General features: G+C 35.0%; 23 protein-coding genes. 9 read left to right on the top strand and 14 right to left on the bottom strand.

The window, feature by feature from the left end; genetic code table 11:
* Positions 1 to 309: helix-turn-helix domain-containing protein (locus tag ACP7AV_RS03590; protein WP_426090786.1), on the bottom strand; the 309-nt coding region annotated here is incomplete at its 3' end.
* 176 nt (positions 310 to 485) lie between these two features.
* Here ACP7AV_RS03590 and ACP7AV_RS03585 point away from each other — a divergent pair.
* On the top strand, positions 486 to 2,267 hold the full coding sequence (locus ACP7AV_RS03585; protein WP_426090785.1) for a 1-deoxy-D-xylulose-5-phosphate synthase: 1,782 nt from the start codon (positions 486 to 488) through the stop codon (positions 2,265 to 2,267).
* Between the two features lie 38 nt (positions 2,268 to 2,305).
* Positions 2,306 to 3,340: a DUF3078 domain-containing protein gene (locus ACP7AV_RS03580; protein WP_426090784.1), complete on the top strand. Its 1,035-nt coding sequence runs from the start codon at positions 2,306 to 2,308 to the stop codon at positions 3,338 to 3,340.
* Between the two features lie 3 nt (positions 3,341 to 3,343).
* On the opposite strand, the gene dgt is transcribed toward ACP7AV_RS03580, so the two are convergent.
* Positions 3,344 to 4,690, bottom strand: coding sequence for a dGTP triphosphohydrolase (dgt, locus tag ACP7AV_RS03575; protein WP_426090783.1), 1,347 nt, complete (start codon positions 4,688 to 4,690; stop codon positions 3,344 to 3,346).
* A gap of 134 nt (positions 4,691 to 4,824) precedes the next feature.
* A complete protein-coding gene (locus ACP7AV_RS03570; RefSeq protein WP_426062877.1) occupies positions 4,825 to 5,286 on the bottom strand; it encodes an Lrp/AsnC family transcriptional regulator in 462 nt (153 codons plus the stop codon).
* 157 nt (positions 5,287 to 5,443) lie between these two features.
* On the opposite strand from ACP7AV_RS03570, the gene metE reads away from it, so the two are divergent.
* A complete protein-coding gene (gene metE, locus ACP7AV_RS03565; protein WP_426090782.1) occupies positions 5,444 to 7,768 on the top strand; it encodes a 5-methyltetrahydropteroyltriglutamate--homocysteine S-methyltransferase in 2,325 nt (774 codons plus the stop codon).
* A gap of 83 nt (positions 7,769 to 7,851) precedes the next feature.
* Here the strand turns inward: metE and ACP7AV_RS03560 are convergent, their stop codons facing one another.
* From ACP7AV_RS03560 to ACP7AV_RS03535, 6 genes are all read right to left on the bottom strand, one after another.
* The gene (locus ACP7AV_RS03560; protein WP_426090781.1) at positions 7,852 to 8,547 is read right to left on the bottom strand and encodes a type 1 glutamine amidotransferase; all 696 of its coding nucleotides are present in this window, start codon (positions 8,545 to 8,547) and stop codon (positions 7,852 to 7,854) included.
* Positions 8,548 to 8,603: 56 nt separating this feature from the next.
* Positions 8,604 to 9,098, bottom strand: coding sequence for an RDD family protein (locus tag ACP7AV_RS03555; RefSeq protein ID WP_426090780.1), 495 nt, complete (start codon positions 9,096 to 9,098; stop codon positions 8,604 to 8,606).
* 288 nt (positions 9,099 to 9,386) lie between these two features.
* Positions 9,387 to 11,801, bottom strand: coding sequence for a ribonucleoside-diphosphate reductase subunit alpha (locus tag ACP7AV_RS03550; protein WP_426090779.1), 2,415 nt, complete (start codon positions 11,799 to 11,801; stop codon positions 9,387 to 9,389).
* 220 nt (positions 11,802 to 12,021) lie between these two features.
* Positions 12,022 to 12,999, bottom strand: coding sequence for a ribonucleotide-diphosphate reductase subunit beta (locus ACP7AV_RS03545; protein ID WP_131477490.1), 978 nt, complete (start codon positions 12,997 to 12,999; stop codon positions 12,022 to 12,024).
* 252 nt (positions 13,000 to 13,251) lie between these two features.
* Positions 13,252 to 13,827: a DUF3109 family protein gene (locus ACP7AV_RS03540; protein ID WP_426090778.1), complete on the bottom strand. Its 576-nt coding sequence runs from the start codon at positions 13,825 to 13,827 to the stop codon at positions 13,252 to 13,254.
* Positions 13,828 to 14,272: 445 nt separating this feature from the next.
* Positions 14,273 to 14,458 (bottom strand): hypothetical protein, encoded by a 186-nt coding sequence (locus ACP7AV_RS03535; RefSeq protein ID WP_426090777.1) that lies wholly within the window; start codon positions 14,456 to 14,458, stop codon positions 14,273 to 14,275.
* Positions 14,459 to 14,924: 466 nt separating this feature from the next.
* Here ACP7AV_RS03535 and ACP7AV_RS03530 point away from each other — a divergent pair, with 466 nt between their 5' ends.
* A complete protein-coding gene (locus tag ACP7AV_RS03530) occupies positions 14,925 to 15,503 on the top strand; it encodes a MarC family protein (protein WP_091203045.1) in 579 nt (192 codons plus the stop codon).
* A 131-nt stretch (positions 15,504 to 15,634) separates the two neighbouring features.
* Positions 15,635 to 15,835, top strand: coding sequence for a hypothetical protein (locus ACP7AV_RS03525; RefSeq protein ID WP_113634088.1), 201 nt, complete (start codon positions 15,635 to 15,637; stop codon positions 15,833 to 15,835).
* 629 nt (positions 15,836 to 16,464) lie between these two features.
* On the opposite strand, the gene ACP7AV_RS03520 is transcribed toward ACP7AV_RS03525, so the two are convergent.
* From ACP7AV_RS03520 to ACP7AV_RS03505, 4 genes are read right to left on the bottom strand one after another with little or no spacing between them, the layout of a single operon-like run.
* A complete protein-coding gene (locus ACP7AV_RS03520) occupies positions 16,465 to 16,629 on the bottom strand; it encodes a hypothetical protein (protein ID WP_426090776.1) in 165 nt (54 codons plus the stop codon).
* Positions 16,630 to 16,667: 38 nt separating this feature from the next.
* Positions 16,668 to 18,242, bottom strand: a complete 1,575-nt coding sequence (locus tag ACP7AV_RS03515) for a S41 family peptidase (protein WP_426090775.1) — start codon at positions 18,240 to 18,242, stop codon at positions 16,668 to 16,670.
* Positions 18,243 to 18,674, bottom strand: coding sequence for a deoxycytidylate deaminase (locus ACP7AV_RS03510; protein WP_426062867.1), 432 nt, complete (start codon positions 18,672 to 18,674; stop codon positions 18,243 to 18,245).
* A gap of 1 nt (position 18,675) precedes the next feature.
* Positions 18,676 to 19,269: a HupE/UreJ family protein gene (locus ACP7AV_RS03505; RefSeq protein ID WP_426062866.1), complete on the bottom strand. Its 594-nt coding sequence runs from the start codon at positions 19,267 to 19,269 to the stop codon at positions 18,676 to 18,678.
* A gap of 180 nt (positions 19,270 to 19,449) precedes the next feature.
* On the opposite strand from ACP7AV_RS03505, the gene ACP7AV_RS03500 reads away from it, so the two are divergent.
* The gene (locus ACP7AV_RS03500) at positions 19,450 to 19,881 is read left to right on the top strand and encodes a TerB family tellurite resistance protein (protein WP_426062865.1); all 432 of its coding nucleotides are present in this window, start codon (positions 19,450 to 19,452) and stop codon (positions 19,879 to 19,881) included.
* Between the two features lie 60 nt (positions 19,882 to 19,941).
* Here ACP7AV_RS03500 and fbp read toward each other — a convergent pair whose 3' ends face one another.
* Positions 19,942 to 20,961: a class 1 fructose-bisphosphatase gene (fbp, locus tag ACP7AV_RS03495; RefSeq protein ID WP_426062864.1), complete on the bottom strand. Its 1,020-nt coding sequence runs from the start codon at positions 20,959 to 20,961 to the stop codon at positions 19,942 to 19,944.
* Positions 20,962 to 21,131: 170 nt separating this feature from the next.
* Between fbp and ACP7AV_RS03490 the strand changes: the two genes are divergently transcribed.
* The 3 genes from ACP7AV_RS03490 to ACP7AV_RS03480 all read left to right on the top strand — a co-directional run bounded on the left by ACP7AV_RS03490 (position 21,132) and on the right by ACP7AV_RS03480 (position 26,549).
* The gene (locus tag ACP7AV_RS03490) at positions 21,132 to 21,638 is read left to right on the top strand and encodes a GNAT family N-acetyltransferase (RefSeq protein ID WP_426090774.1); all 507 of its coding nucleotides are present in this window, start codon (positions 21,132 to 21,134) and stop codon (positions 21,636 to 21,638) included.
* A 29-nt stretch (positions 21,639 to 21,667) separates the two neighbouring features.
* Positions 21,668 to 22,924 (top strand): aspartate kinase, encoded by a 1,257-nt coding sequence (locus ACP7AV_RS03485; RefSeq protein WP_426090773.1) that lies wholly within the window; start codon positions 21,668 to 21,670, stop codon positions 22,922 to 22,924.
* A gap of 193 nt (positions 22,925 to 23,117) precedes the next feature.
* On the top strand, positions 23,118 to 26,549 hold the full coding sequence (locus ACP7AV_RS03480) for a hypothetical protein (RefSeq protein WP_426090772.1): 3,432 nt from the start codon (positions 23,118 to 23,120) through the stop codon (positions 26,547 to 26,549).
* The last annotated feature ends 46 nt before the right edge of the window (positions 26,550 to 26,595 follow it).

Genomic DNA, 26,595 nt, shown 5'->3' with positions numbered 1-26,595 from the left:
AATTGCTTTTTTAAGACATATGCCTACAATCTGTTCAGGACTTAAATCTTCAAGCAAATATTTTTTTATAGTTGCTTTTATTTCAGTAGTAAGATAAACTTTTTTAGGTTTATTTATTTGACGCTTATCGTATTTTCGCTGCGCTAATTCAGAACTGTATTTACCACTGCGTAAATCGCAATTGCGTTTTAATTCACGTGTTATAACAGATTTGTCCTTATTTATAAGAATTGCTATTTCACTTTTATTGTAGTTTTGATCTAATAATACACCGATTGTGTATCTTTGTTCGCTGGTTAAGTGGCTCATTATTTACAACTTTGGTCAGGAGCAAATAAAGAACATTTATTCCATTCGAGAGAGAGGGCTTTTTAAAAGTCCTTTCTTTTGAAAAAATGTCTTTATCTCCCCCCTAAAAGTTGCATTAATTAGTTGAATCTAGTCATAATTACAAAAATACAGCATTCAATTCGTACATTTGCCTCATGTCAGATAATTTACTTTCAAACATAAATAACCCAACCGATTTACGTCTGCTTGATGAAACCCAACTTCCTCAAGTCGCTCAAGAGTTACGTAATTTTATTATCGATATTGTGGCTGTAAAAGAAGGACATCTTGGCGCAAGCCTAGGAGTTATCGAATTGACTATTGCATTGCATTACGTTTTTGACACACCAAACGATTTATTGATTTGGGATGTAGGCCATCAGGCTTACGGACATAAAATACTCACCGGCCGAAGAGAAAGTTTTCATACCAATAGGCGACTCGGCGGTATTTCCGGTTTCCCAAAAAGAAGTGAAAGTGTTTACGATGCCTTTGGCGTAGGCCACTCCTCTACTTCCATTTCGGCAGCTTTAGGAATGGCAATTGCTTCTAATTTGAAAGGTGATTTCAGCAAACAACATATTGCTGTAATTGGCGACGCTTCCATAGCTTCAGGAATGGCTTTTGAAGGCTTAAATCATGCCGGAGTTACTGATGCAAACCTACTGGTGATTCTAAATGATAACGCCATCGGAATTGACCCAAGTGTGGGCGCTTTAAAACAATACCTCACTGCGGTAAAAGAAGGAAAAAATCCGAGGCAAAATAATATGATTAAATCATTGAATTTTGATTATTCAGGTCCCATAGACGGTCATGATATTTTTGCCGTTATCAAAGAACTGAAACGCTTAAAAAAAGTAAAAGGACCAAAATTTCTCCACATTATTACCACCAAAGGAAAAGGGCTGCAACAAGCCGAAGAAGACCAGGTAAAATACCATGCTCCCGGAAAATTTGATGCTTTAACTGGAGAAATTCACATTAAATCAGAAGAAAATTTACCGCCGAAATATCAGGATGTTTTTGGCTTGACGGTTTTGGATTTAGCCAGAAAAAATGAGAAAATAATCGGAATTACACCTGCAATGCCGTCCGGAAGTTCATTAAAATTTATGATGGACGCATTTCCTAAACGTGCTTTCGATGTGGGAATTGCTGAACAACATGCGGTTACATTGGCCGCCGGAATGGCAACTCAAGGAATGACTGTTTATTGCAATATCTACTCGACTTTTTTACAAAGAGCATACGACCAGATAATCCACGATGTGGCTTTGCAAAATCTTCCGGTAATTTTTTGTCTAGACAGAGCCGGTTTAGTGGGAGAAGATGGAGCAACGCACCACGGTGTCTTCGATTTGGCTTATCTGCGTTGCATTCCTAATATGATTATTCATGCCCCAATAAATGAAATTGCATTACAAAATATTTTATATACCGCACAATTGGGATTAGATCGTCCCATCGCCATTCGATATCCACGTGGTCGCGGAGTAACTGCAGATTGGCAAACGCAACATCTTGGAAAGTATGAGAAAATAGAAATTGGAAAAAGTATTTGCATCAAAGAAGGTTCGAAAGTAGCCGTTTTATCTAATGGGACTATTGGCAATAATGTATCCTTGGCTATGGCCAAAATAAAGCATCCAGAAACCATCGCGCATTATGACTTTTCGTTTGTCAAACCATTAGACGAAAATGCATTACATGCCATTTTTAGTGAATTTACAACCATCATAACAGTAGAAGACGGTATTATAAAAGGCGGTCTTGGAAGTGCGATTCTCGAGTTTGCTTCTGAGAATAACTATACTTTAAAAGTAACGGTTCTGGGTATTCCGGATGAGTTTATTGAACACGGAACGGTCGCCGAATTGCAACAATACTGTAAAATTGACGTTAAAAGTCTTGAATTACTTTTTTCAAGTTGTTAAAATAATTATTTTGCAACCTCAAACACAACTACTCCAAAATGAAATTAATAACCTACACCTTTCTTATACTTACCTGCACTATTTCTATTAATTGTTTTTCCCAAGAAGTAACAAACACCACTCTTTCCGATGGACTCACACCTGTAACAACACTAACAACCGCAGGAAAATCATTGCATGTCCCACTAAAAATACAAACCAAAACACACTACCTTCCTTTAACTTATTGGAGTAAAAAAAACAGTTTAGGCTTTGACATTTCTGAAGTGGCTTTCGTCAACTGGAGTGCTGGGGGGACAAGTTCCATTTCAGGATTATTAAAAGGTAAATTTCATAGAGTTTATACCCGTAGCAATTATATTTGGGCAAATGAGCTTTTAATTCGATATGGTTTGAACAAACAAGAACGCACCGAAGTAAGAAAAACAGATGATGCAATACAATTAAACTCTACATTTGGCTACCGTCAAGACACTTTATCCAACTGGTACCATTCTGCAAAATTCAATTTTAACACGCAGTTTACTAATGGATACGCCTATCCAAATACTAAAAAAGCGATATCAAAACCTTTTGCACCTGCTTATATTTTTATCGGAATTGGTGCCGAAAATGTAAACAAAGAGAAGAAAAGAATTTTTTACATCTCCCCATTTACATTTAAAACAACTTTAGTTTTAGATCAAACATTAGCCAATCAAGGTGCCTTTGGAGTTCCTAAAGCTACCTACGATCTGGATGGAAATTTGCTTACTGAAGGAGAAAAATCGAAGATGGAATTAGGGATATTAGCCTCTGGTCATATTAAAAAAGAAATTTTTAAGAATATCCATTTAGAAAACCGCTTAAGCTTGTATTCAGATTATGTAAATCGTTTTGGAAATATTGATGTGGATTATGATTTTCAAGTCGAACTTATTGTTAATCAATATGTAAAAGCTAACATTGGAGCACATGTTATTTACGATGATGATATCAAATCAAAAAGAGAAATTTCAGGCGTACAAGTAACCGAAGGTCCAAAAACTCAAGTAAGGCAAGCTGTAGGTGTTGGAATTGAGTATATTTTTTAAAAATTAATTCTTTTTTCGCCCATTAATAGTTTCAAATAATTCCAGTGCATTCCCGTCGGTCAGCAAAGAGATAAAATGACAAATATGAAGTAATCGTCCGTATAAGTCTTCTTTTTCAAGATGATGTTTCTCAGGCAACATTTTCAGAATTAAAGAATCGTAATTAGACGCATTCCCGTTGTATTTATTATTAAAAGCCGTAATGAATTTATCTAATAAGGTTTGAATAATTTGATAGCCAACAATCTCTTTTTCGATGACTTCACGGCTTTGGTAAATATTATCCACACTAATCTTGATAATATCGTCCATTTGTGCTTTGTACTTACTTTTATCCATGATCGAAAAAGGAAATTTACCTTCCAGAATTAATAATTCATTTTCGATAAATACTTTTACGGCATCACTGATTAAACTACCAATAGCTAAGGCACGTAAATAACTGATCCGATCTTCTTTGGTGGTTAGCGTTTTATATTTGGAAGTGTCTATGCTGTCTTTTACCAATTTTATCAAATATTCTAAAGCAAAATCTTCGGAAACTAATCCTAAGTTTATTCCGTCTTCAAAATCAATAATCGTATAACAAATATCATCAGCTGCTTCCACTAAATAAGCCAAAGGATGTCGTTCGAAACCAATATTATCTCCCGATTTATTTGGAATCAATCCCATCTCATTAGCCACATCTTGAAAAAAAGCTTTGTCTGTTTGAAAGAAACCGTATTTTTTATCGGCAATATCTTTCGTTGGTTTTTTTGGCAAACTTTCTTTTGGGTATTTCGTAAATGCACCCAATGTTGCATATGAAAGTCGAATTCCTCCTTCTACTCCTGGTCTTGAACTGTTTAAAACTGAAAATCCATTAGCATTTCCTTCAAAATCAATTAAATCCTGCCATTCTTTAGCAGTAAGTTGATTTTTATATTTTTGTCCGTTTCCAATGGAGAAATATTCTCCAATCGCTTTTTCGCCAGAATGTCCAAAAGGTGGATTTCCAATATCGTGCGCCAAAGATGCGGCGGCAACAATAGCCCCAAAATCATTCATGTGATAGCCATGAACTTCTTTCAGATGCGGATATTTTTCTATGATTTTTTTTCCAACCAATCGTCCTAAAGAACGCCCCACAACCGAAACTTCTAAACTATGTGTCAATCTAGTGTGAACAAAATCAGTTTTTGATAACGGAATAACCTGCGTTTTATCCTGTAAACTTCTAAAGGCTGCCGAGAAAATAATACGATCGTAATCCACCTCAAAACCAAGTCGCGTTTCATCTTGTTCTATACGTAATCTTTTGCCTTTGTCTCCCTGACGTTTTAGTGATAAAAGTTGTTCCCAGTTCATTATGATTTATAGTTTCAGATTAACGGATTTTAATTTCAAATTTAAAAAAACCAAAAATACATTTTATTTTAAGATTTCACCCTGCAATTAAAGTTCTCTCCAACCAAAAACTCCAATAAATTACTTTCGCATTATCAAATAGCCAATGCCGTACTGTGTTTGATTTCTCCCATTACAAAAACGCTTTGTGTATTCCCAATATTCTCGATAGTGGATAATTTATTCATCACAAAATCCTGATAACTGGACATATCCTCGACCAGAATTTTCAACATAAAGTCATAATCGCCTGCAATGTTGTAACATTCTATAATTTCCGGAAGGGCAACAATATCTTTTACAAAATTACTACCTACGTTTCTGGCGTGTTCTTTGAGCCGAACATTACAAAAAACAGTCATCCCAAGATTCAATTTTTTCTTGTTCAACAAGGCCACATATTTCATAATATAGCCGTCCCGTTCCAGTTTTTTTATACGTTCATAAACAGGTGTTACCGTAAGAAATAATTTACTGGCTAACTCTTTAGTATTGATGTTCGAGTTTTCCTGTAAATGCTTTAAGATTTGCAAATCAATGTTATCTATATTTTCCATAGTATTTTTTACTGTTAAAAATCATTTTTAAAGTTTCATTCCGAACTAAAACCTATCATCTATCATTATAATACTTTTATTCACTGAAACAATTCGCTAATTTAAGTTTTAATATCCAATACAATAACTTTGTTCCGTAAAAAATACTTTTTTAAAAATGAAAACAAACAATCTAGGTTATCCAAGAATTGGTAGCAACAGAGAATTAAAAAAAGCCTGTGAATCGTATTGGGCAGGAAAAATCTCCTCAGAAGAACTTTTAACTGTAGGCGCAACTATCCGCAAAGAAAACTGGCAATTACAAGCAGAAGCCGGAATTGATTTAATCCCTTCTAATGACTTTTCGTTTTACGACCAAGTACTGGATTTATCACTTACTTTAGGAGTTATTCCAAAGCGTTATCAAGAATTAGCCAAAACAAACTCCAATATCGATCTGTATTTCGCCATGGCCAGAGGTTCGCAAAAAGACGGACAAGATGTCATTGCCATGGAAATGACAAAATGGTTTGATACTAACTACCATTATATTGTTCCAGAATTCACTCACGATCAAGAATTCAAATTATTCTCCGAAAAAATAATCGACGAGTTTAAAGAAGCCAATGCTTTAGGAATCGTTACAAAACCAGTTATAATAGGACCCGTTACTTATTTACTTCTTGGAAAAGAAAAAGAAGAAGGTTTCCATAGAATTGACCTGATCGAAAAATTACTTCCGGTATATTTTGAAATCCTTCAAAAACTGGAAAATGAAAATGTGGAATGGATCCAATTTGACGAACCATTTTTAGCTTTGAATCTAACTGATAAAGAAAGAAATGCAATAACTTATGTTTATAATGAAATCAACAAGCGTTTCCCTAAAATCAAATTAATTCTTGCGAACTATTTTGATTGTTTCGGAGAAAATCTTGAAACCGTTCTTGCTTTGCCTGTTGATACTTTGCATTTAGATTTAGTGCGTTGTCATTCCCAATTAGATGACATCTTAGAATCAGGAAAACTATCCAGTACGGTAAATCTTTCTCTTGGCGTTGTTGATGGCAGAAATATTTGGAAAAATGATTTCAAAAAATCGTTAGCCCTTATTCAGAAAGCCACGGACGCACTTGGCGAAAACAGAATCCTAATTGCGCCATCGTGCTCCCTGATTCATTCGCCTTGTGATTTAGATTTAGAAACCAATGATACTACGCTGACTCCCGAAATCAAACAATGGCTGGCTTTCGCCAAACAAAAAATAGAAGAAATAGTACTGCTACAAAATTTCGCTTCAGGTGAGATAACGCTCGTTGATTCTGTCCTATTTCAAGAAAACACAACCGCCAACGAAAACAGAAAAACATCAAAGTTAATCCATAATGATGCGGTGAAAAATCGGGTTACCAGCATTGCAACTGGTGATGATCAAAGAGAAAATCCATTTTCAGTCCGTAGAAAAAAGCAAATAGACGTATTGAATCTTCCGTTATTCCCAACTACCACTATTGGTTCATTTCCGCAAACTACCGAAGTCCGAAGCTGGAGAGCGAAGTTCAAAAAAGGCGAATTAAGCCAACAACAATATGATGATTTACTTCAAAAAGAAACCGAAGAAACGATTCGCTTTCAGGAAGAAACAGGCATTGATGTACTGGTTCACGGAGAATTTGAACGCAACGATATGGTGGAATATTTTGGAGAGCAACTCGACGGATTTACGTTTACCAAAAACGGCTGGGTACAAAGTTACGGTAGCCGCTGCGTGAAACCTCCCGTTATTTATGGTGATGTATCACGTCCCAATCCAATGACTGTGAAATGTTCGGCCTTTGCACAATCGCTTACGCCAAAATGGGTAAAAGGAATGCTAACCGGTCCCGTGACTATTTTGCAATGGTCTTTTGTCCGTAACGATCAGCCGCGCTCGGAAACTTGTAACCAAATTGCATTGGCGATTAGAGATGAAGTAGTCGATTTAGAAAAGGCAGGAATTAAGATTATTCAAATTGACGAACCCGCCATTCGAGAAGGATTGCCTTTACGCAAAGAAGAATGGGCAACCTATTTGGATTGGGCAGTAAAAGCGTTTAGAATTTCGGCCAGTGGTGTAAAAGATGATACCCAAATTCATACCCACATGTGTTACAGTGAATTCAACGACATTATTCAAAGTATTGCCGATATGGATGCCGATGTGATCACTATAGAATGTTCGCGTTCGCAAATGGAATTACTGAATGCTTTTTCCGATTTTAATTATCCAAACGAAATAGGACCTGGCGTATATGATATTCACTCGCCCCGTGTTCCTTCTAGTTCCGAAATGGTAAAATTATTAGAGAAAGCCTCGGCAGTGATTCCTGTAGATCAGCTTTGGGTAAATCCGGACTGTGGCTTAAAAACCCGCCACTGGGAAGAAACCAAAAAAGCACTAATCGAAATGGTAGCTGCAGCTCAAGAAATGAGAATTGCTGTCGCAAACATTGCAATCGTTTAACAACCTGACTTCAGGTAAGCACTAAAATAAAAACCTAGTAGATGGTCGATTTACTAGGTTTTTATTTAAAAAACAATCGGGTTCTATTTAAACAAATTATCCAAAAGAGAAAACATCAGTCGATTATTTTCTTTTATAAATGTAGTATTACTTACGATCTCATCATAGGTTTGAACATACGTGTCTTTTACTAATTCTGATTGCTCATGAAAAGCCATTTTTTTCATAGCCTCATCCGTTACTTCCAAATGGAATTGAAGTCCCAATACTTGATCATTATATAAAAAAGCCTGATTTGCACAGGCTTCTGATTCCATTAAACGAATGGCATTTTCAGGAATTGAAAACGTTTCTCCGTGCCAGTGAAAAACAGAAAATGATTTTGGATAACCATTCAGTATCGCAACATTTGAATCTAAAATTGAAACAGGAAACCAACCAATTTCTTTTTGTTCATTATCCGTAATATTTCCTCCCAACACATTTGAAATTAATTGCGCTCCCAGACAGATTCCGATTATTTTTTTTCGCTGCTCGATTGCGGATTTGATGAATACTTTTTCGTCTTTTAGCCAAGGGAATATGGCTTCGTCATGAATACTCATGGGACCGCCCAAGATAATCAGAGCGTCTATCGTATCAAGATCCGGAAATTTAGGATTGTGGTATAATGTCGTATACGAAAGGGAATGCCCGTGCTCTTGAATCCAATTCTCTATACAACCCAGACCTTCAAAAGGAACGTGCTGTAAGCAATGGATATTTAATTTTTTACTCATTCTGTCTTGTGCAGGTTTTCTACAAAATTAATGAATCATTACCTTCAGAAATAGAATTATACTCCAATTTCATCCGATGGAACAAACATTTTCATTTTCTCGACAAACTCGTGTTTTTTTACCACATAAGTTGCGGATAAAGTATCATGTAAACCCCTTTCTGTTTTACCAAGAAATGAAAAAGGGTCCAAAGGATTAAGACGGGATACTGCTCGTATCATAAAGTTTTTGGTATTGGGTTTGGAACCATCAACTCGTACTACAATAGTTTTGGTGAAATACTTAGCGAAGGTTCTGGAGAAGTACATTTCCGTAAATACATAGTAAAAAAATAGGATTACAAGCCCAAAAAACAAATTTTCAATCAAACTTAGTGATTTAACCCAGTTCGATGCCCCATAAATGTTTGTTGTATCTCCAATTATATTAATGGTAGCAACAATACTTATTGCTATAATATAAATAATCAATACATCGACAAGGAGATTAAGAAGACGCTGGCTTTTGGAAGCTAATAAATCATCTGTAACAGTAAATTTTTTATTTTCCATTTTAATGTTTTTGATTATGATAAAGAGGGATTTAAGGTTAATTACCATTCCAAATATAGTGAATTATTTACAAATGTTAATGTTAAATCTTGGTGTTTTAACCCCGATTAAAGTGGAAATCCTTTTTATTCGCCTTTCTTCGGCGAATAAAAAGATTGCAACGGAAAGCGGGAGATAGCTCCAAAAAAAAAGCAGTTATCATTACAATAACTGCCTTTTTGTTTTAAAACCATTTAGTTGATGTCAACAAAATGGTTTCAAAATGATTTTGCTTCGTTCCTCGCTGACCTACGACCCACACATTTCACAATCGTCCGGCCCTGCATTTTTAGATAATTCAAGCATAGCTCTATATTCATCCGAAGTCATTCCTACTGCTTCAGCGACTGCAGGAACAACGATTGATTGCTCCTTAATTTCGATTGGCTCCGCTTTTTTATCATTGTTTAATGTAAATTTAATCGCATCCACCGCAGCTTTTGTTCTTAAATAGTACATTCCCGTTTTCAATCCAGATTGCCAAGCGTAAAAATGCATTGATGTCAATTTTGAATAATTCGCATTTTGCATAAACAAGTTCAACGATTGTGATTGATCCACAAAATAACCACGCTGACGGGACATATCGATAATATCTTTCATAGACATTTCCCAAACTGTTTTGTACAATTCTTTCAAGTCTTGCGGAATATTTAGATCTTGAACCGAACCGTTATTTCGCATTAATTCTTGTTTCAATGTTTCATTCCACAAACCACGCTCCACTAAATCGTGCAACAAGTGTTTGTTTACCACAATAAATTCTCCCGAAAGTACTCTTCTGGTGTAAATATTAGAAGTATAGGGTTCGAATGCTTCGTTGTTCCCCAAAATTTGTGACGTTGAAGCTGTTGGCATTGGCGCGACTAACAACGAGTTTCTCACTCCGTGTTCCATTACCTCTTTTCGTAATGAAGCCCAGTCCCAACGACCAGATAATTCCTCATCTTTCATTCCCCACAAATTGTATTGGAATTCTCCTTGAGAAATTGGCGAACCTTCAAAAGTGGAATAAGGACCTTCTTCTTTCGCCATTTCCATCGATGCGGTTACCGCAGCAAAGTATAATGTTTCAAAAATTTCCTGATTCAGTTTTTTAGCCTCATCACTTGTAAACGGCAAACGCAACATAATAAAAGCATCGGCTAATCCTTGTACTCCAAGACCAATTGGTCGGTGGCGTTTATTCGAATTTTCTCCTTCAATTACTGGATAATAATTTCTGTCGATTACTTTATTCAAGTTTCTGGTTACCCGTTTTGTAACGGTATACATCAATTCATGGTCAAACTTCCCATTGCCAACAAACATCGGCAAGGAAAGAGAAGCCAGGTTACAAACTGCAATTTCATCTTTGGATGTAAATTCCATAATCTCGGTACACAAATTCGAAGAACGAATCGTACCCAGATTTTTCTGGTTTGATTTTCTATTAACTGCATCTTTATACAACATGTAAGGCGTTCCAGTCTCGATTTGCGATTCCAGAATTTTCTCCCACAGTTCATGTGCTTTGATGGTTTTCCTACCTTTTCCACGTTTCTCGTAATCAATGTACATGGCTTCAAATTCTTCGCCATAGACATCGTACAATCCCGGACATTCATTAGGACACATCAACGTCCAATAACTGTCTTCCTGTACTCTTTTCATGAACAAATCCGAAGTCCACATCGCAAAAAATAAATCTCTGGCACGCATTTCCTCTTTTCCGGTGTTCTTTTTCAAGTCCAAAAATTCAAAAATATCCGCATGCCAGGTTTCGATGTATATTGCAAAACTTCCCTTGCGTTTTCCACCGCCTTGATCTACATAACGAGCTGTATCATTAAAAACACGTAACATCGGAACAATTCCGTTTGAGGTTCCGTTAGTTCCACGAATGTAAGAACCCGTCGCTCTTACATTATGAATAGAAAGCCCAACACCACCTGCTGATTGCGAAATTTTAGCCGTTTGTTTCAACGTGTCATAAATCCCGTCAATACTATCGTCTTGCATCGCCAGAAGGAAACAAGAAGACATTTGAGGTTTTGGAGTTCCGGCATTGAATAATGTAGGCGTTGCATGCGTAAAGAATTTTTTCGACATTAAGTCGTATGTCTCAATCACTGAATCTAAATCATCTAAGTGAATCCCAACCGAAACACGCATCAACATATGTTGCGGACGCTCCACGATTTTACCGTTTATTTTTAGTAAATAAGAACGTTCCAAGGTTTTAAACCCAAAATAATCATAATTAAAATCTCTATTGTATATCACATGGGAATCTAAAAATTCCGCATTTTTCATAATCACCTGATGTACTTCTTCAGATAATAATGGTGCATCTTGTCCATTTCGCGGATTTACAAAATGAAACATATCGTTCATTGTTTCCGAAAATGATTTTTTAGTATTGGAATGCAAATTCGAAATTGCAATTCTCGCTGCCAATTGTGCATAATCAGGATGCGCAATAGTCATTGAAGCTGCAGTTTCGGCTGCTAAATTATCTAATTCTGACGTAGAAACTCCATCATAAAGCCCTTCAATTACTCGCATTGCTACTTTCACGGCATCAACCAAATCATTTAAACCATAACATAGTTTTTTAATTCTATCTGTGATTTTGTCGAACATTACCGGCTCTTTGTGCCCGTCTCTTTTTACTACGTACATACTTTTGTTTGTTTTTTAAAACAGAAAATCCCTTCGCTGTTTTTCGTTATTTGTAATTTAAGCTGAACTTGTTTCAGCATCTTTTTATGGAGCTATTTCCAGCTATCCATTGCAATCTTTTTATTTTTTAAAGAAAAAAATAAAAAGGATTTCCATTACTATCTGGGCTATTGCAAGAGTAGCACAAAAAATATTTAATGGATCGATAAGAATTCAAATTTTAAAAATCAGCGTCAAAAGATATTTTTTGAGCATCACCATCCGTGTTCATAACACCCGCTTTTTGGTATTCGGCTACTTTCTTTTCAAAGAAGTTTGTTTTTCCTTGAAGCGAAATCATATCCATAAAATCAAATGGGTTTGTAGTATTATATTCTCTGTCGCAACCTAATTCCACTAATAATCTGTCAGCAACAAATTCTAAATATTGTGTCATCAATACGGCATTCATTCCTATCAAACTTACGGGAAGCGACTCAGTGATAAATTCTCTCTCTATATTTAAAGCATCAACAATAATACTTCTGATTCTTTCTTTTGGCACTTTATTCACCAAGTGGTGATTGTGTAAATGCACTGCAAAATCACAGTGTACGCCTTCATCACGAGAAATCAATTCGTTAGAAAACGTCAATCCTGGCATTAATCCGCGTTTTTTCAACCAATAAATAGAACAAAATGCTCCCGAAAAGAAGATTCCTTCCACTGCTGCAAAAGCAATCAATCTCTCCGCAAATGAATCCGATTCAATCCATTTTAAAGCCCAATCCGCTTTTTTCTTAATTGCAGGAAAAACTTCTAAAGCATTGAACAAGTCATCTTTCTCTGCTTCATCTTTTACATACGTATCAATTAATAAGGAATAGGTTTCGCTATGAATGTTTTCCATCATAATTTGAAAACCGTAAAAGAATTTTGCTTCCGCATATTGTACTTCGTTCACAAAATTTTCAGCTAGATTCTCATTTACGATTCCATCTGAAGCAGCAAAAAATGCCAAAATATGCTTGACAAAATAACGCTCATCATCAGAAAGTTTGTTATTCCAGTCATTTAAATCTTGTGACAAATCAATTTCTTCAGCAGTCCAGAAACTGGCTTCCATACTTTTATAAAATTCCCAAATATCATGGTGTTTGATTGGAAAAATTACGAAACGATTTTTATTCTCTTGTAAAATTGGTTCAACTTGTGCCATTATAGTAGTTTGTTTTTTTTGAGATTTTAACGGAATAAATACCGTTTTGAGAGTTACAAAGATTGTAAAATATTGCTAGAATTAAAAGCCAAACTTATTCACAATCGGTTATAGTTTTTAACAAATAGAAAAATAAAGAGAATTTTTATTCAAACTATAAAAAACTGTAAATCAGTTAATTAAAATTTAAAAAACACTGTAAAGTACCGTAGAATATAGGATTTTAAAAATAGAAAACAAGGATTTTTTATTCTATTTTGAATTATTTTTAAGCTCTTCAGCAACTGTTTCGAGCTCTGAATACCAATCCTCTCCAAACCTTCTTACGAGAGCTTCTTTGACAAATTTATAAACCGGAACTTCTAACTCTTGACCTAAAGAACAGGCTGGATCACAAATATCCCATTTATCGTAATTAACGGCAGCAAATTCCGTAAAATCTTTTACACGAACGGGGTACAAGTGGCAGGACACCGGTTTTTTCCAATCGATTATTCCTTGATTGTACGCTTGCTCGATACCGCATAAAGCCGTTTTACCGTCAAAAATTACATACGCGCAATCTTTATTATCTATTAAAGGTGTTTCAAGATCGCCATCAGTTCCTTTTACCCAAGTTCCTTGCGCTTCAATCGCAGCAATTCCTTGCTTGCGTAAAAATGGTTTTACTTTTGGATAAATAGATTCGAGGATTTGAGTTTCCTCCAAACTTAAAGGTGCTCCAGCGTCGCCGTCTACGCAGCAGGCGCCTTTACAAGCAGTCAAATTGCAAACAAAATCTTTTTGGAGTAAGTCTTCAGAGACGATGGTTTTTCCTAGTTGAAACATTATTACGAGGTAGTATGATTATAAAATGCAAATATAATCAAACTAAGACAAAGGGGAATTTTAAAATGTAATTTTAAAACACTACTTGAAGAATTATAATTTGAGTTTTGATGAGACATAATTATATAATTATTCTCGTATTTGTCGATGGTCATACGTTTTAAACCTCCAAAACTGCCGTCTGATTGAAAAGACGGTACTGCTCAAGCAAGTATAATTTTACAAATAGAATTATTTAAATTACCCTTATATTCATTGACTTTGCTATCACATATTAAATTATTAGGACGAGATTCTAAATTAAAAATCAGCCAGCTGTGAGTACCTTTGGAACTTATTGAGGCAATATTTGAATAAGAAGTCTCTTTAGTATCAATTGTAAAATCTCTAATGATTCCATTATCTGAAGTAAATTGAGAAATATTTCCCGAGACATCTATCAACTTTAATCTTCCATCCAAAAAATCATTGACAAATAAATCCCTCTTTTTTTATCAAAAAACAAATCAGCAGCAGAAAAATCAACTTTTAAAAACGGAATGGCGTTTCCATACACACCAATTTTATCAATATTCAATAACGTATTTTTGGGTTTTAAATCGAATAAATTGCCTTTGGAATCAAACGACACCCCCTAATAATTTTCTTTTACAAAAGTTGAAATGGCACCGGAAATAGCTATTTTATATATTCCCCAATCTTTTGATAAAAAAGAATCGCTGAATTATCAAATACTAAATCATGAGGAAAAGAAAGAATTTCATTCATATTTGAAGAATATGAAATTATGAAGGGATTTAGAACATTTTACAAATAAAAATACAGTGATTAAATATCAATATTACTCCTGCAAACATATCACACATTTTAACCAAATCAGCTAAAAAAATATTTGATTTTGGAGTTAAAAACAATAAAATACAGAAATGCTTGATAATGACCATTTTTTAAAAATCCAATAAATAATAAATTTAATTATCGCGAATTCTTAAAAATTGATAAAAATTATTTCTAGAGAAAATCTCTAAAGTGTTACAGTGAAGAAAACTAAAAGCAGATATAAGATTAAAAATATAACTTTGCAAACAAAAAAAGATATGTTAGAATTCGACATTAGAGAAATTATCACAGTGGGTATGGTACTTTTTGCCGTAATTGATATTGTGGGATCCATCCCGATAATTGTTGATTTAAGAACGAAACATGGACACATTGAGTCTGAAAAAGCTTCGATTGTTGCCGGTGTAATTATGATTGTCTTCCTTTTTGCAGGGGAAGAACTTTTAAAATTAATTGGTATCGACGTAAATTCTTTCGCCGTTGCCGGTTCATTTGTCTTATTCTTTTTGGCGTTGGAAATGATTTTAGGAATTCGGATTTATCGGGACGAGGAAGCCAGTTCAGCCTCGATTGTTCCGCTTGCGTTTCCTCTAATAGCCGGCGCGGGAACGATGACTACCTTACTTTCATTACGGTCTCAGTTTTACACAATTAATATTGTCATCGCCATCATATTGAATATCATACTGGTATACATCGTTTTGAAATCCTCTTCTAAAATAGAAAAAATGCTTGGCGAGAATGGACTTGGAGTCATTCGAAAGACTTTTGGAGTTGTACTGCTTGCTATTGCTGTTAAATTATTCGCTGCGAATGTTAAAGGTTTGTTTGTCTAAATTAAATTTACATAAATTTACCCTCCAATTCAATGCTACTAAATAAATTAGATTTTTTGGGAGTTTTATTTTCAGTTTAAAAAACCAATCTCAACTATCTGTTTCTTTTAAAACAAAAACAATAACGTATTATGAAAATTTTCACTAACATTTTGGTATTTTTAGCAATAGCTCTAATCCTTTTTAATGTTACTTTGCTGGATTTTAGAAATCCCTTTCAAGGAGAAAGTGTCGTTGCTTTTATTGGAATCGCGGCTTCGTTTTGTGCTGTAATGATTCTATTAATCTTTAGAATTTCAAAAAGAATTGAAGAAAAAACCAACGAAAAGTAATCCTTTATTTTGATGGACTTATTTTAGGTGCTGGTGTTTCAGAAATGCCGTGTTCGCTTATTTTAGCTTCTGCTAAAAAGACATCTCTTCTAGCCGATCAAAAAATCGGCGTTTTTACCCATCAAAAAATATCTAGATTTCAAGAAGCGCTGTTGAATGCTGTCTACGGAGAATATCTCGTGCAACATTAGGCGCTGATTTATTGAAGGAAAGCACGACACATTTTTAAGAAACGTATTCGAAGATTACACAAATCCAAATGAAAAGTACTGAAAATCGAAGGCAGTTTTCACGAATTTACAGTGACCACAAACAAAACTACCTACAAAACCAGTATAATTGTGGTAGAAATTAGTTCAGCTAACATTTTCTCCATTGAAATTTTGATGCGGTATATAGAACGGCATTAAAAATCACTTTTCGAAAAACAAAGAATACAACTCAAAACCATTGACCATGAAGTTGTTGAAGGCATTTATGTGACAGAAACTTAAGCAGATTGGAGAATTCAACTGCTCATTGCTGCCGGAAGTGGAGCAGCTGTTGCAACGGACATTCTTACTTTATGGAGTGGCGCGACCCAAACTCATGCTTACAACAGTATCAGTTGAAAAAGTTGAATTAAACTTTTAATTATCCCTGAACGCTAAAATATTAATTATTTTAATAATAGAATCTTCATTCAATTCAACTTTCTTTAAAATAGATTTAATTTTTTCAAAATCTTTTTGTTTTAGACAAGTTTCAAATTCATTCGTGAGTCCTATAACGTACAAACGTTCATTGACTGTCATTCCAGAAAACTTAAATTGCATATTGTAGAAAATATTTATTATTTCTGATTTAAAACCTTTTTAACCATCGCATCTTCTTTCAAAACAATTTGATAATAATAGTTTTCCCCGTACAATTGTCGGGCAAATTCAGCGGCCAAATATCTTTTTACCAAAGCCTTGCTTTTTCCAAAATTCAAATCCAAACCGTTTCCGAAAATAAATTTTTGAAACGTATTGAAATAGAAATCCGTCGCACTCATTTTAGTTTTAAATTGGTCGAAAGACAAACCTTTAAAAGTGCTTCTATGTTTATCTAATTGTTCAAAAACAAAATTACCCACGATTCCGGATTGTAATAAATAAGCGGCACTTTCATTTCCGTGCTCCACTTCCAGCGGTACAAAAACGTCAGGCACAATTCCGCCGCCGCCGTAAACAATTTTACCTTTTTTAGTTCTGAATTTTATAGTGTCCGAAACTTTTATGCTGTCTTTTTCATACAATTCCCCATTTCCAAAACGGGCTTCAGATTCTTTAAAATACGCTTCATTTCCTTTTGAATATGGTTTTTGAATCGAACGACCGGTTGGCGTGTAATATCTGGCAATAGTCAATCGAACGGCTGAACCATCAGCAAAATTCATTTCTCGTTGTACCAATCCTTTTCCAAAAGAACGGCGTCCTACAATGGTTCCTCTATCATTATCCTGAACTGCACCGGCAAGAATTTCACTGGCCGAGGCCGTGTTTTCATTGATTAAAATAAAAACATTACTTTTTTCAAAATTGCCTTTTGCAGTCGCAAATGTTTTATCAATATTTCCGTTTTTGTTTTTGGTGAACACAATCAGTTGCTTATCCGTCAACAGTTCATCGGCAATCGCAATGGCCTCTTCCATGTAACCTCCACCGTTATCTCGAACGTCAATAATAAGTGAATTTGCACCTTGCTGTTTCAGTTTTGTTAAACCTAACATAAACTCACTGTAGGTCGTTTCCGAAAACCTATTTATTTTAATGTAGCCTGTTTTATTACTCAAAAGCAGCGCCACATCCACACTTTTCAGAGGAATAATATCGCGCTTAATTTTCACTTTTAGTCTTTTGTCTTCCGATTTTCTGTAAATGGTAAGTTCAATATTTGATCCAACCGTTCCTTTCAATTTAGAATACAAACTGTCACTTGGCAATTTTCGCCCAAACAATTTTGTTTTATCGGCATATAAAATTCGATCACCTGCTTTAATTCCAGCTTTTGCCGAAGGGCCGTTCTCCACTGGTTTTATAACGGCAACAGAATCTTTATACATGTAAAAATTTACGCCAATTCCCACGAAATTCCCCTTCATACTTTCCATCACTTCCTGCTGGTCGCTGGGCGGAATATAAACGGAATGTGGGTCTAATTTTGCCAAAATATTATCAACGGTAAGGTTTACAATAGAATCTGTGTTGACATCATCTACATATTCATTATCAATAAAATCGATGAGTTTATTCAGTTTATTTTTCGAATTATTTTTGACTAAATAATCCGCTGTATTAGGGAAATTCAATAGCCCGCCCAGAACAATACCCAAAGCGAGTGTTGCAAAAATAAGAATGGGCAAATATTTAGTATTAAAGTTCATTTATTCTTCTAAAATTGAAATATGTTCTACTTCAACTCCTGCTTTTATCAAAAATTGAATTCCAGAATCATCGCGGTAACCTTTATGGTAAACCACCCTTTTTATTCCCGACTGATGAATCAACTTGCTGCATTCCTTGCAAGGCGAAAGCGTAATATATAAAGTCGCGCCTTCACAAGATTGCGTGGAACGGGCTACTTTCAGAATCGCATTTGCTTCAGCGTGTAAAACATCCCAACGTGTCAAGCCTTCTTCATCTTCACAGCAGTTTTCAAAACCAGTAGGTGTTCCGTTGTATCCGTCGGAAATTATCATTCTATCCCGCACAATAATCGCACCAACTTGTTTGCGTTTACAGTAGGACAAAAGACTCCATTCTTTGGCAATTCTGAGATACGCTTTATCGTATTTATTCAATTTTTTTTCGCTCATTTTATCTTTTCCAGATTTCACTTTCAACAATCATAGGGATAACTACTCCTATTATAAAGGCCGACATTACCAATGTCCAATCGCGTTTCGAAAATCTAAAAACGGTTTGAACTATGTACGATAAAATCAAAACCACAAAAACCACTACGATCTGAGCCGCTTCTATTCCTAACGCAAACTCGGACAATGGCAATATTTTAGAGGTAGCATCACCGCCCAGAATCGATTTGAAATAATTTGAAAATCCCAAACCATGGATTATCCCAAAGAAAAGTGTGATAAAAAACACCACATTTATACTTTCTTTCTTGCTTGATTTTCCTGCCGTAAAAAGATTAAACAACGCCGTTATTAGTATCGTAATTGGAATCAGCAACTCGACCACATTTACTTTTATAGCAATTATTTCAAAAACCGAAAGCATCAAAGCCATTGTGTGACCAATGGTAAAAAGGGTAACCAAAAGCACAACTCGTTTCCAATCCTTAAAGGAGAAAGGAACTGCTAGCGCTATTAAAAATAAAACATGGTCATAAGCATGAATATCTAAAACGTGTTTTAATCCTATTTGAAAGTAAATCCAAAATTCTGACATCGGTAATTAATTAGGTTGATAAAGGGGTTGTAAACTTACGATTAATTTTGAAAATGATTGATTTGATTATTTAAATAAATGCACTTCAAAAGACATCGGATGCAAAGAAAAAATATAAAAAAAATAAAAATTATTAATTTAAAAATAGATTTATCTTTGTAAGATATAAAACCAATAATTATGTCATTTTCAGATTTATTTGATAGCGAATTCAAGCAGAGAAATAAAGGCCATTTTGCATCAATTGTCCGTGTAGCACTTACTGACGAGGAATTTTCGCCAGAAGAAAAAGCATTTTTAGACAAACTGGCAGTTCGATTAGAAATTTCTCCTGCAGAATATGAAGAGATTCTAGAGAATCCTCTAAAATATCCAATCAATCCTCCTTATTTGTACGAACAAAGAATAGAGCGCTTGTATGATTTAGCCCGAATCGTTCACGTTGACCATCATTTAGGCGATAAACAAGAGCTGATGCTGAGAAAAATTGGTGTTGGTTTAGGGTTTAACACTGAAAATGTGAATTACATCGTAGATAAAGCACTGATTTTAGTGGATAAAGAAGTTGATTTCGACACTTTTCTCTTCGAAATGAAAAACATGAACAAGTAATTACAAATCATACGAAAAAAGCTCCCAGAAATCTGGGAGCTTTTTTTATAAACCTGAATTTCAGTATTTGCTTAATTTAGCTTCGTGCATAAATTCTTCCGCTTTTTCTACCATGTTGTAGCTTCCGCAAAAGAACGGCACCCTTTCATGTAATTCTGTCGGTTCAATTTCCATGATTCTGCTAAATCCATTAGAAGCTTTTCCTCCGGCTTGTTCCGCAATAAAAGCTAATGGATTGCATTCATACAGCAATCGTAATTTTCCTTTTGGCGCTTTGGAACTCGTAGGATATAAATAAATCCCACCTTTAATCATATTTCTGTGAATATCGGAAACCAAACTACCAATATATCTTGAAGTATATGGTCGGTCTCCTTCCTCTAATTGGCAATATTTGATGTAATCTTTTACTCCTTGCGGAAAATGAACATAATTCCCTTCGTTGATGGAATAAATATGACCATCTGTTGGGAATTTCATTTTTGGATGCGATAAATAAAAGGTTCCAATGGCCGGATTCAACGTAAATCCATTGACTCCGTGTCCTGTTGTATAAACTAACATCGTTGACGTCCCGTAAATTACATATCCTGCAGCAACCTGATTAATTCCCGGCTGTAAAAAATCTTCAAGGGTAACTGGAGTTCCTATTGGAGTAATTCTTCTGTAAACCGAAAATATAGTTCCAACCGAAACATTTACATCAATATTTGATGAACCGTCAAGCGGATCCATTAGCACTACATACTTATTATTATGGCTGTTATCACTTCCTTCTACGGTGATGAAATCATCATTTTCTTCAGAGGCAATACCACAAACTATTTCGCGATTGATCAACGTTTGTATAAAAACTTCATTGGCATAAACATCAAGTTTTTGCTGATCTTCACCTTGTATGTTCTGTTCCCCGGCTGCCCCTACAATGTCAACTAATCCAGCTTTGTTCACTTTATAATTGACGACTTTGGCAGCCAATCGGATGGAATTAATGATTCGGGATAATTCGCCTGACGAATATTGAAAAGCGTTTTGATTTTCAATAATAAATTCTCCTAGTGTTTTGTTGCGTTCTTCCATTACGAAATCGATGTAGTTAATTTGAAGTCACAAATATCGTTTTTTTTGTGAAAATGATTTGAATAAAATTTAGTTAGTTTGCCAGTATTGTATATTTGCTGAATAAACCACAAAATTATTATGTAAAAATTCAATTTTTTTGCATTTTTGAACCATTAAAATAAAAATTTATGAATATTCGAAAAGGAACTCAGCAAGACATGCAAGCCGTTTTAGGCCTTATTCAAGAATTAGCTGCATTTGAAAAAGAGCCAGATGCTGTTCTTGTAACTGTTGACGATTTAATTCGGGATGGTTTTGGTCCTGTTCCTTTATTTCATGTTTTTGTTGCCGAAGTGGATGATGATAAAAGTGATAGCGAACCGGCGAAGCAAATAGTTGGTATCGCATTATGGTATTACCGCTTTTCAACTTGGAAAGGAAAAACAATTCATTTAGAGGATTTAGTGGTAAAAGACAAAATGCGTGGAACCGGACTTGGATACGCGTTGTATTCTGAAGTTATAAAACAAGCGAAAAAAGATCAGGTCCGAAGAGTGGAATGGAATGTGTTAGACTGGAATACACCGGCAATCGAATTCTATGAAAAATCAGGTGCAAAAGTGCTTCGAGATTGGTTTGTGGTACAAATGGACGAAATAGGAATCAATCATTTCGTGGAAGATAAATTAAAATAAAGCATAAAGAACAATTTTTGTTTAAAACTATGAGAATATTCAAATTTGGAGGAGCTTCTGTAAAAGATGCCGCAGGAATTAAAAACGTATATGAAGTTTTACAAAAAGTGGGATACGAAGATGTATTGTTGGTCGTTTCTGCAATGGGAAAAACGACGAATGCATTGGAAATTGTCATAAAAAACTATTTCGACAAATCGGCTGAATTAAATTCATCTGTCCAAGAAGTAAAAAAATACCACAATCAAATTTTGATGGATTTATTTGAGGAAGACAAAAATGACGTTTTTGCCGCTGTAAATACACAATTTACTGATTTAGAATATTTCTTAACGCACAATAAATCTCCCAATTATAATTTTGTTTACGACCAAATTGTAAGTTACGGAGAATTAATTTCGACTACTATCCTGAGTCATTTCATGAATTTCATGGGCATAAAGACGCAATGGTTGGACGTTCGTAATTTCATAAAAACAGACGCAAATTATAGAGATGCCGAAGTGGATTGGGAATTGACACAAAAAAATATTACCAAAAACGTTAAACGAAAAATACTGAACATCACACAAGGTTTCTTGGGTTCAGATGAGAATAATTTCACTACAACTTTGGGTCGTGAAGGGTCCGATTATACTGCTGCGATTTTTGCATATTGCTTAAATGCCGAAAGCGTCACTATCTGGAAAGATGTTCCGGGGGTAATGAATGCCGACCCAAGATATTTTGAAAATGCCAGCTTATTAAATCAAATTTCCTATCGCGAAGCCATTGAATTAGCTTTTTACGGCGCAACGGTTATTCACCCAAAAACGTTGCAGCCTTTACAGAAAAAAGAAATTCCTTTATATGTAAAATCCTTTATAAACCCATTATTAAAAGGAACAAGTGTTGCTAAAGGAGTCGATTTAGAACCGTATCTGCCTTGTTTTATTGTCAAAAGAAACCAACTTTTGATTTCGCTTTCCTCAATAGATTTCTCTTTCATTATGGAAGAAAATATTAGTGAGATTTTTGCATTGTTTCACCAATTCAAAATTAAAGTAAACTTAATTCAGAATTCTGCAATTAGTTTCTCAGTATGTGTGGAAGATAAATTTGACACTTTTAAAGCATTAAATGCAATTTTATCTAAAAAATTCAAAGTTGAATTTAATGAAAATGTCACTTTATATACCATTAGACATTTCGATGACAAAGCAACTCAAACTGTTGAAGAAAACAAAATTGTTTTGTTGAAACAAGTCAGTCGTGAAACCATGCAAGTCGTGACAAAAGAAGTTTAAAAACTGTTTAATACTATTGAAAAATGGGAATCGAAATTAAATTTTGATTCCCATTTTTTGTTGCTCAAAGTATATTAACAAAAGCTTAAAGCGAGAATATCGTTATTTATATATCGACTCATTTTCTGATTGACACATGTTCTAATTATCGAATTATAAATACTACTTTTGATACTTTCGAGTTATAGTATTTATGTTGAAAAAATTACTTTTTTGGATTGTGATAAGCTGTTTTTCCGGGCTCCATGCGCAGGAAATAAATTCGTTGTACAAAACCAAAAAAATCCTTCCCTCACGCGATACGATTTACTTAGAAAAAGGAAGCATTAATTCCAGTTTTTTCAAATTGCTTGACGCCAATGGCAAGCGAATCGACAGCACATTATTTAAAATAAATTTCGAAAAAGGTACGCTCTTTTTAAAGGAAAACAGCAATTTTAGCTCCGATTCGCTTACAGTACAGTATCTTAAATTTCCGGCAATATTAACTCAAGAATACCATATTTACGACTCCAGCCGAGTTGTCAGTAATGAAGCAGGAACTGGAAATTTATACAAAATTGAAGAAAAAAAAACAAACAAAAATGTGCCTTTTGACGGATTGAACACTTCCGGAAGCATTACGCGTGGCTTGACGATTGGGAACAATCAAAATGCGGTTTTGAACTCTAATTTAGATTTACAAATCACAGGTAAAATTTCCGAAAAAGTAAGTTTAAGAGCCTCCATTCAAGACAGTAATATTCCGTTGCAGGACGGCGGCTATTCTCAAAAACTGGATCAGTTTGACAATGTTTTCATGGAATTGTTCAGCGAGGACTGGAATATTAGAGCGGGTGATATCTTTCTGGAAAACAAGAAAACCCAATTCCTGAATTTCAACAAAAAAGTACAGGGACTGGCAACCAATTTCAACTTTGGAACCGAAGAAAACAAAACAAATGTATTTGCATCAGCGGCTTTAGTTCGAGGACAATATGCCAAAAGTGATATTGTGGGACAAGAAGGCAATCAAGGTCCTTACAAATTAAAAGGGCAAAATGGCGAATTGTATGTTGTCGTGGTTTCAGGTTCAGAGCGGGTTTATGTCAATGGAATTTTACTGAAACGAGGCGAAAACAATGATTATACGGTAGATTACAATGCCGGTGAAATTGTATTTACACCACTTTTTACCATCACTTCCGAAATGCGAATTGCTATAGAATACCAATATTCCGATCGAAATTACACGCGTTTTGTAACTTACGCCGGAGCCACGCATGACAACAAGAAATGGAGTTTTGGAGGCTATTTATATTCGGAAAACGACTTGAAAAACCAACCGTTACAACAAAATTTGTCACAGGAGCAAGCCCAAATATTGGTGAATTCCGGAGACAATCAAAGTTTGATGACTGCGCCTTCCGCCTATTCTGACACTTACTCCGAAAACAAAGTACTGTATCGAAAAACGCTCGTTAATGCCGTAGAAATTTTCGAATATTCAAATGACGCACAACAAGAATTATTCAACGTCAGATTCACTATGGTAGGAACCAATAACGGGAATTATATTTTGACTAATGCAGCAACAATCACCCGAGTTTACAAATACAATGCTCCTGTAAACGGGATTCCGCAAGGAAATTACGAACCCATAATTCAACTTATTGCGCCAACGAAGGTACAAGTCGCCACCTTTTTAGGAAAATTTAAACCCACTGAAAAAACTGCTGTAGATTTTGAAATTGGCATCAGCAACAATGATAAAAATTTATTTTCGACCATTGATGATGCGAACAACAAAGGTTTGGCTGGAAAAATAAATGCAAAACAACGACTTTTTTCAAAAAAATGGCAAATGGATGCTTTCACTAATTATCAATTTGTGCAAAACAATTTCAGGTCTGTGGAACGGCTTTATAATATCGAATTTGACAGGGACTGGAATTTAGGAAATGCAGGCATTGGAAATCAAAGTTTATTAGTTTCCGGGTTGCAATTGGATTTAAATCCAAAACCAAAATCCACCAATAAAGGATTAGTACTGTATCAATTTGAAAAACTAGATTTCTCCGAAAATTTTTCGGGCAGCAGGCATGTTTTAAATGGTTTGTTTCGAATTAAAAATTGGACTTTTCAAAACCAAGGCAGTTTTTTAAAAAGCGATGGAACTATTTTATCCTCGAAATTTTTAAGAAACCAGTCTCAAATGCGTTTTCATTTCGATAAAAATTGGGTTGGTTCCAGCTTGCGATTAGAGGATAATCAAGAAAAAGACAAAGTCACAAATCAGTTTTCGGCTTTAAGCCAAAAATTTACAGAGTACGGTTTTTTCACTGGAAGAGGTGACAGCACCAAGGTTTTTGTGGAATTGGGTTATCTCAGAAGAACCAATGATAGCTTACAGAACAACTTGATTCAGCGCGTAAATTCCTCCCAGACTTTTATGCTGAAATCAAAATTAATACAAACCAATAAAAGTGATTTGTCCCTTTATGCCAATTACAGAATCTTGGAATTTGTGGACGCTACACGAAAAAAAGAACCAACATTGAATTCCAGAATCGTGTACACGGACCGTTTTTTCAATCAATTAATCCAAAGCACAACGGTTTACGAGACGAATTCAGGAACCATTCCGCAACAGGAATTTACCTATCTGGAAGTACCGGCCGGACAGGGCGTTTACACTTGGAATGATTACAACGACAATGGAATTCAGGAATTACAGGAGTTTGAAGTCGCTCCGTTTATCGATCAGGCGAAATTTATCCGGGTGTTTTTACCCAATCGGATTTATATAAAAACACATCAAAATAAGTTCTCCCAATCCATGACCTTAAACCCAAATCAATGGCAAAATGAGAAAGGAATAAAAAAATTACTTTCTTATTTCTACAATCAAACCGCTTTTTTAATCGACCGAAAAACGAGAAGTGACGGAGCTAATTTTGAATTAAATCCGTTTAGCGGTTCCAATGAAAATGTGCTGGGACTAAATTCCAGTTTAAGAAACAGTTTGTTTTACAATCGAGGGAAACAAAACCATTCTACAACGTATTCTTATTTAGAAAATAAAACGAAAAACTTATTGTCCATAGGTTCGCAGGAAGCTAGCAACAGTTCCCATCAATTGCAGTACAACCATTTATACCAGAAAAGGTGGCTGTTTGGTTTTTTTGCCAAAACGATAGAAACCGCCATTCAATCGGAGAATTTCCCAGAGAAAAACTTCGACATCAACGGTTATCAATTGGCTCCAAAAATCAGTTATTTGTTTTCCAAGAGTACCAGTTGGGATATCTTTTATGAATTACAAAAGAAAGAAAATCAAAGTGGCGTTGCGGAAACGCTGTTGCAAAATCGCTTTGGGACCGCCTTTTCTTATGCAGGAACTAAAAAATTCACAATGAACGGAGAAGTTTCTTTTTACCAAAATAAATTTGATGGAAATGAATTCTCTTCAGTAGGATTTCAAATGCTGGAAGGATTACAAACGGGTCAAAACTTGACGTGGAGATTGCTTTTGCAAAAAAATATCACACAATTTTTAGATGTAAACGTTAATTACCAAGGTCGAAAAAGCGAAACAAGCCAAGCCATTCATACTGGAAACGTGCAATTAAGAGCTTATTTTTAATGAAATAATTTAATGGTTTGGTAATCCCTTAGAAATATGCGCAGCG

The sequence above is a fragment of the Flavobacterium sp. DSR3-2 genome (assembly GCF_049896525.1).
Taxonomy (GTDB): domain Bacteria; phylum Bacteroidota; class Bacteroidia; order Flavobacteriales; family Flavobacteriaceae; genus Flavobacterium.
Note: the sequence above shows the minus strand (reverse complement) of the source record. Positions and strands in the feature narration are given on the sequence as shown.

What these genes read in the sequence shown, in the direction of transcription:
- ACP7AV_RS03585 (WP_426090785.1), top strand. Translation starts at nt 486, where the DNA reads ATGTCAGATAATTTACTTTCAAACATAAATAACCCAACCGATTTACGT.
- ACP7AV_RS03580 (WP_426090784.1), top strand. Translation starts at nt 2,306, where the DNA reads ATGAAATTAATAACCTACACCTTTCTTATACTTACCTGCACTATTTCT.
- dgt (WP_426090783.1), bottom strand. Translation starts at nt 4,690, where the DNA reads ATGAACTGGGAACAACTTTTATCACTAAAACGTCAGGGAGACAAAGGC.
- ACP7AV_RS03570 (WP_426062877.1), bottom strand. Translation starts at nt 5,286, where the DNA reads ATGGAAAATATAGATAACATTGATTTGCAAATCTTAAAGCATTTACAG.
- metE (WP_426090782.1), top strand. Translation starts at nt 5,444, where the DNA reads ATGAAAACAAACAATCTAGGTTATCCAAGAATTGGTAGCAACAGAGAA.
- ACP7AV_RS03560 (WP_426090781.1), bottom strand. Translation starts at nt 8,547, where the DNA reads ATGAGTAAAAAATTAAATATCCATTGCTTACAGCACGTTCCTTTTGAA.
- ACP7AV_RS03555 (WP_426090780.1), bottom strand. Translation starts at nt 9,098, where the DNA reads ATGGAAAATAAAAAATTTACTGTTACAGATGATTTATTAGCTTCCAAA.
- ACP7AV_RS03550 (WP_426090779.1), bottom strand. Translation starts at nt 11,801, where the DNA reads ATGTACGTAGTAAAAAGAGACGGGCACAAAGAGCCGGTAATGTTCGAC.
- ACP7AV_RS03545 (WP_131477490.1), bottom strand. Translation starts at nt 12,999, where the DNA reads ATGGCACAAGTTGAACCAATTTTACAAGAGAATAAAAATCGTTTCGTA.
- ACP7AV_RS03540 (WP_426090778.1), bottom strand. Translation starts at nt 13,827, where the DNA reads ATGTTTCAACTAGGAAAAACCATCGTCTCTGAAGACTTACTCCAAAAA.
- ACP7AV_RS03530 (WP_091203045.1), top strand. Translation starts at nt 14,925, where the DNA reads ATGTTAGAATTCGACATTAGAGAAATTATCACAGTGGGTATGGTACTT.
- ACP7AV_RS03525 (WP_113634088.1), top strand. Translation starts at nt 15,635, where the DNA reads ATGAAAATTTTCACTAACATTTTGGTATTTTTAGCAATAGCTCTAATC.
- ACP7AV_RS03520 (WP_426090776.1), bottom strand. Translation starts at nt 16,629, where the DNA reads ATGACAGTCAATGAACGTTTGTACGTTATAGGACTCACGAATGAATTT.
- ACP7AV_RS03515 (WP_426090775.1), bottom strand. Translation starts at nt 18,242, where the DNA reads ATGAACTTTAATACTAAATATTTGCCCATTCTTATTTTTGCAACACTC.
- ACP7AV_RS03510 (WP_426062867.1), bottom strand. Translation starts at nt 18,674, where the DNA reads ATGAGCGAAAAAAAATTGAATAAATACGATAAAGCGTATCTCAGAATT.
- ACP7AV_RS03505 (WP_426062866.1), bottom strand. Translation starts at nt 19,269, where the DNA reads ATGTCAGAATTTTGGATTTACTTTCAAATAGGATTAAAACACGTTTTA.
- ACP7AV_RS03500 (WP_426062865.1), top strand. Translation starts at nt 19,450, where the DNA reads ATGTCATTTTCAGATTTATTTGATAGCGAATTCAAGCAGAGAAATAAA.
- fbp (WP_426062864.1), bottom strand. Translation starts at nt 20,961, where the DNA reads ATGGAAGAACGCAACAAAACACTAGGAGAATTTATTATTGAAAATCAA.
- ACP7AV_RS03490 (WP_426090774.1), top strand. Translation starts at nt 21,132, where the DNA reads ATGAATATTCGAAAAGGAACTCAGCAAGACATGCAAGCCGTTTTAGGC.
- ACP7AV_RS03485 (WP_426090773.1), top strand. Translation starts at nt 21,668, where the DNA reads ATGAGAATATTCAAATTTGGAGGAGCTTCTGTAAAAGATGCCGCAGGA.
- ACP7AV_RS03480 (WP_426090772.1), top strand. Translation starts at nt 23,118, where the DNA reads ATGTTGAAAAAATTACTTTTTTGGATTGTGATAAGCTGTTTTTCCGGG.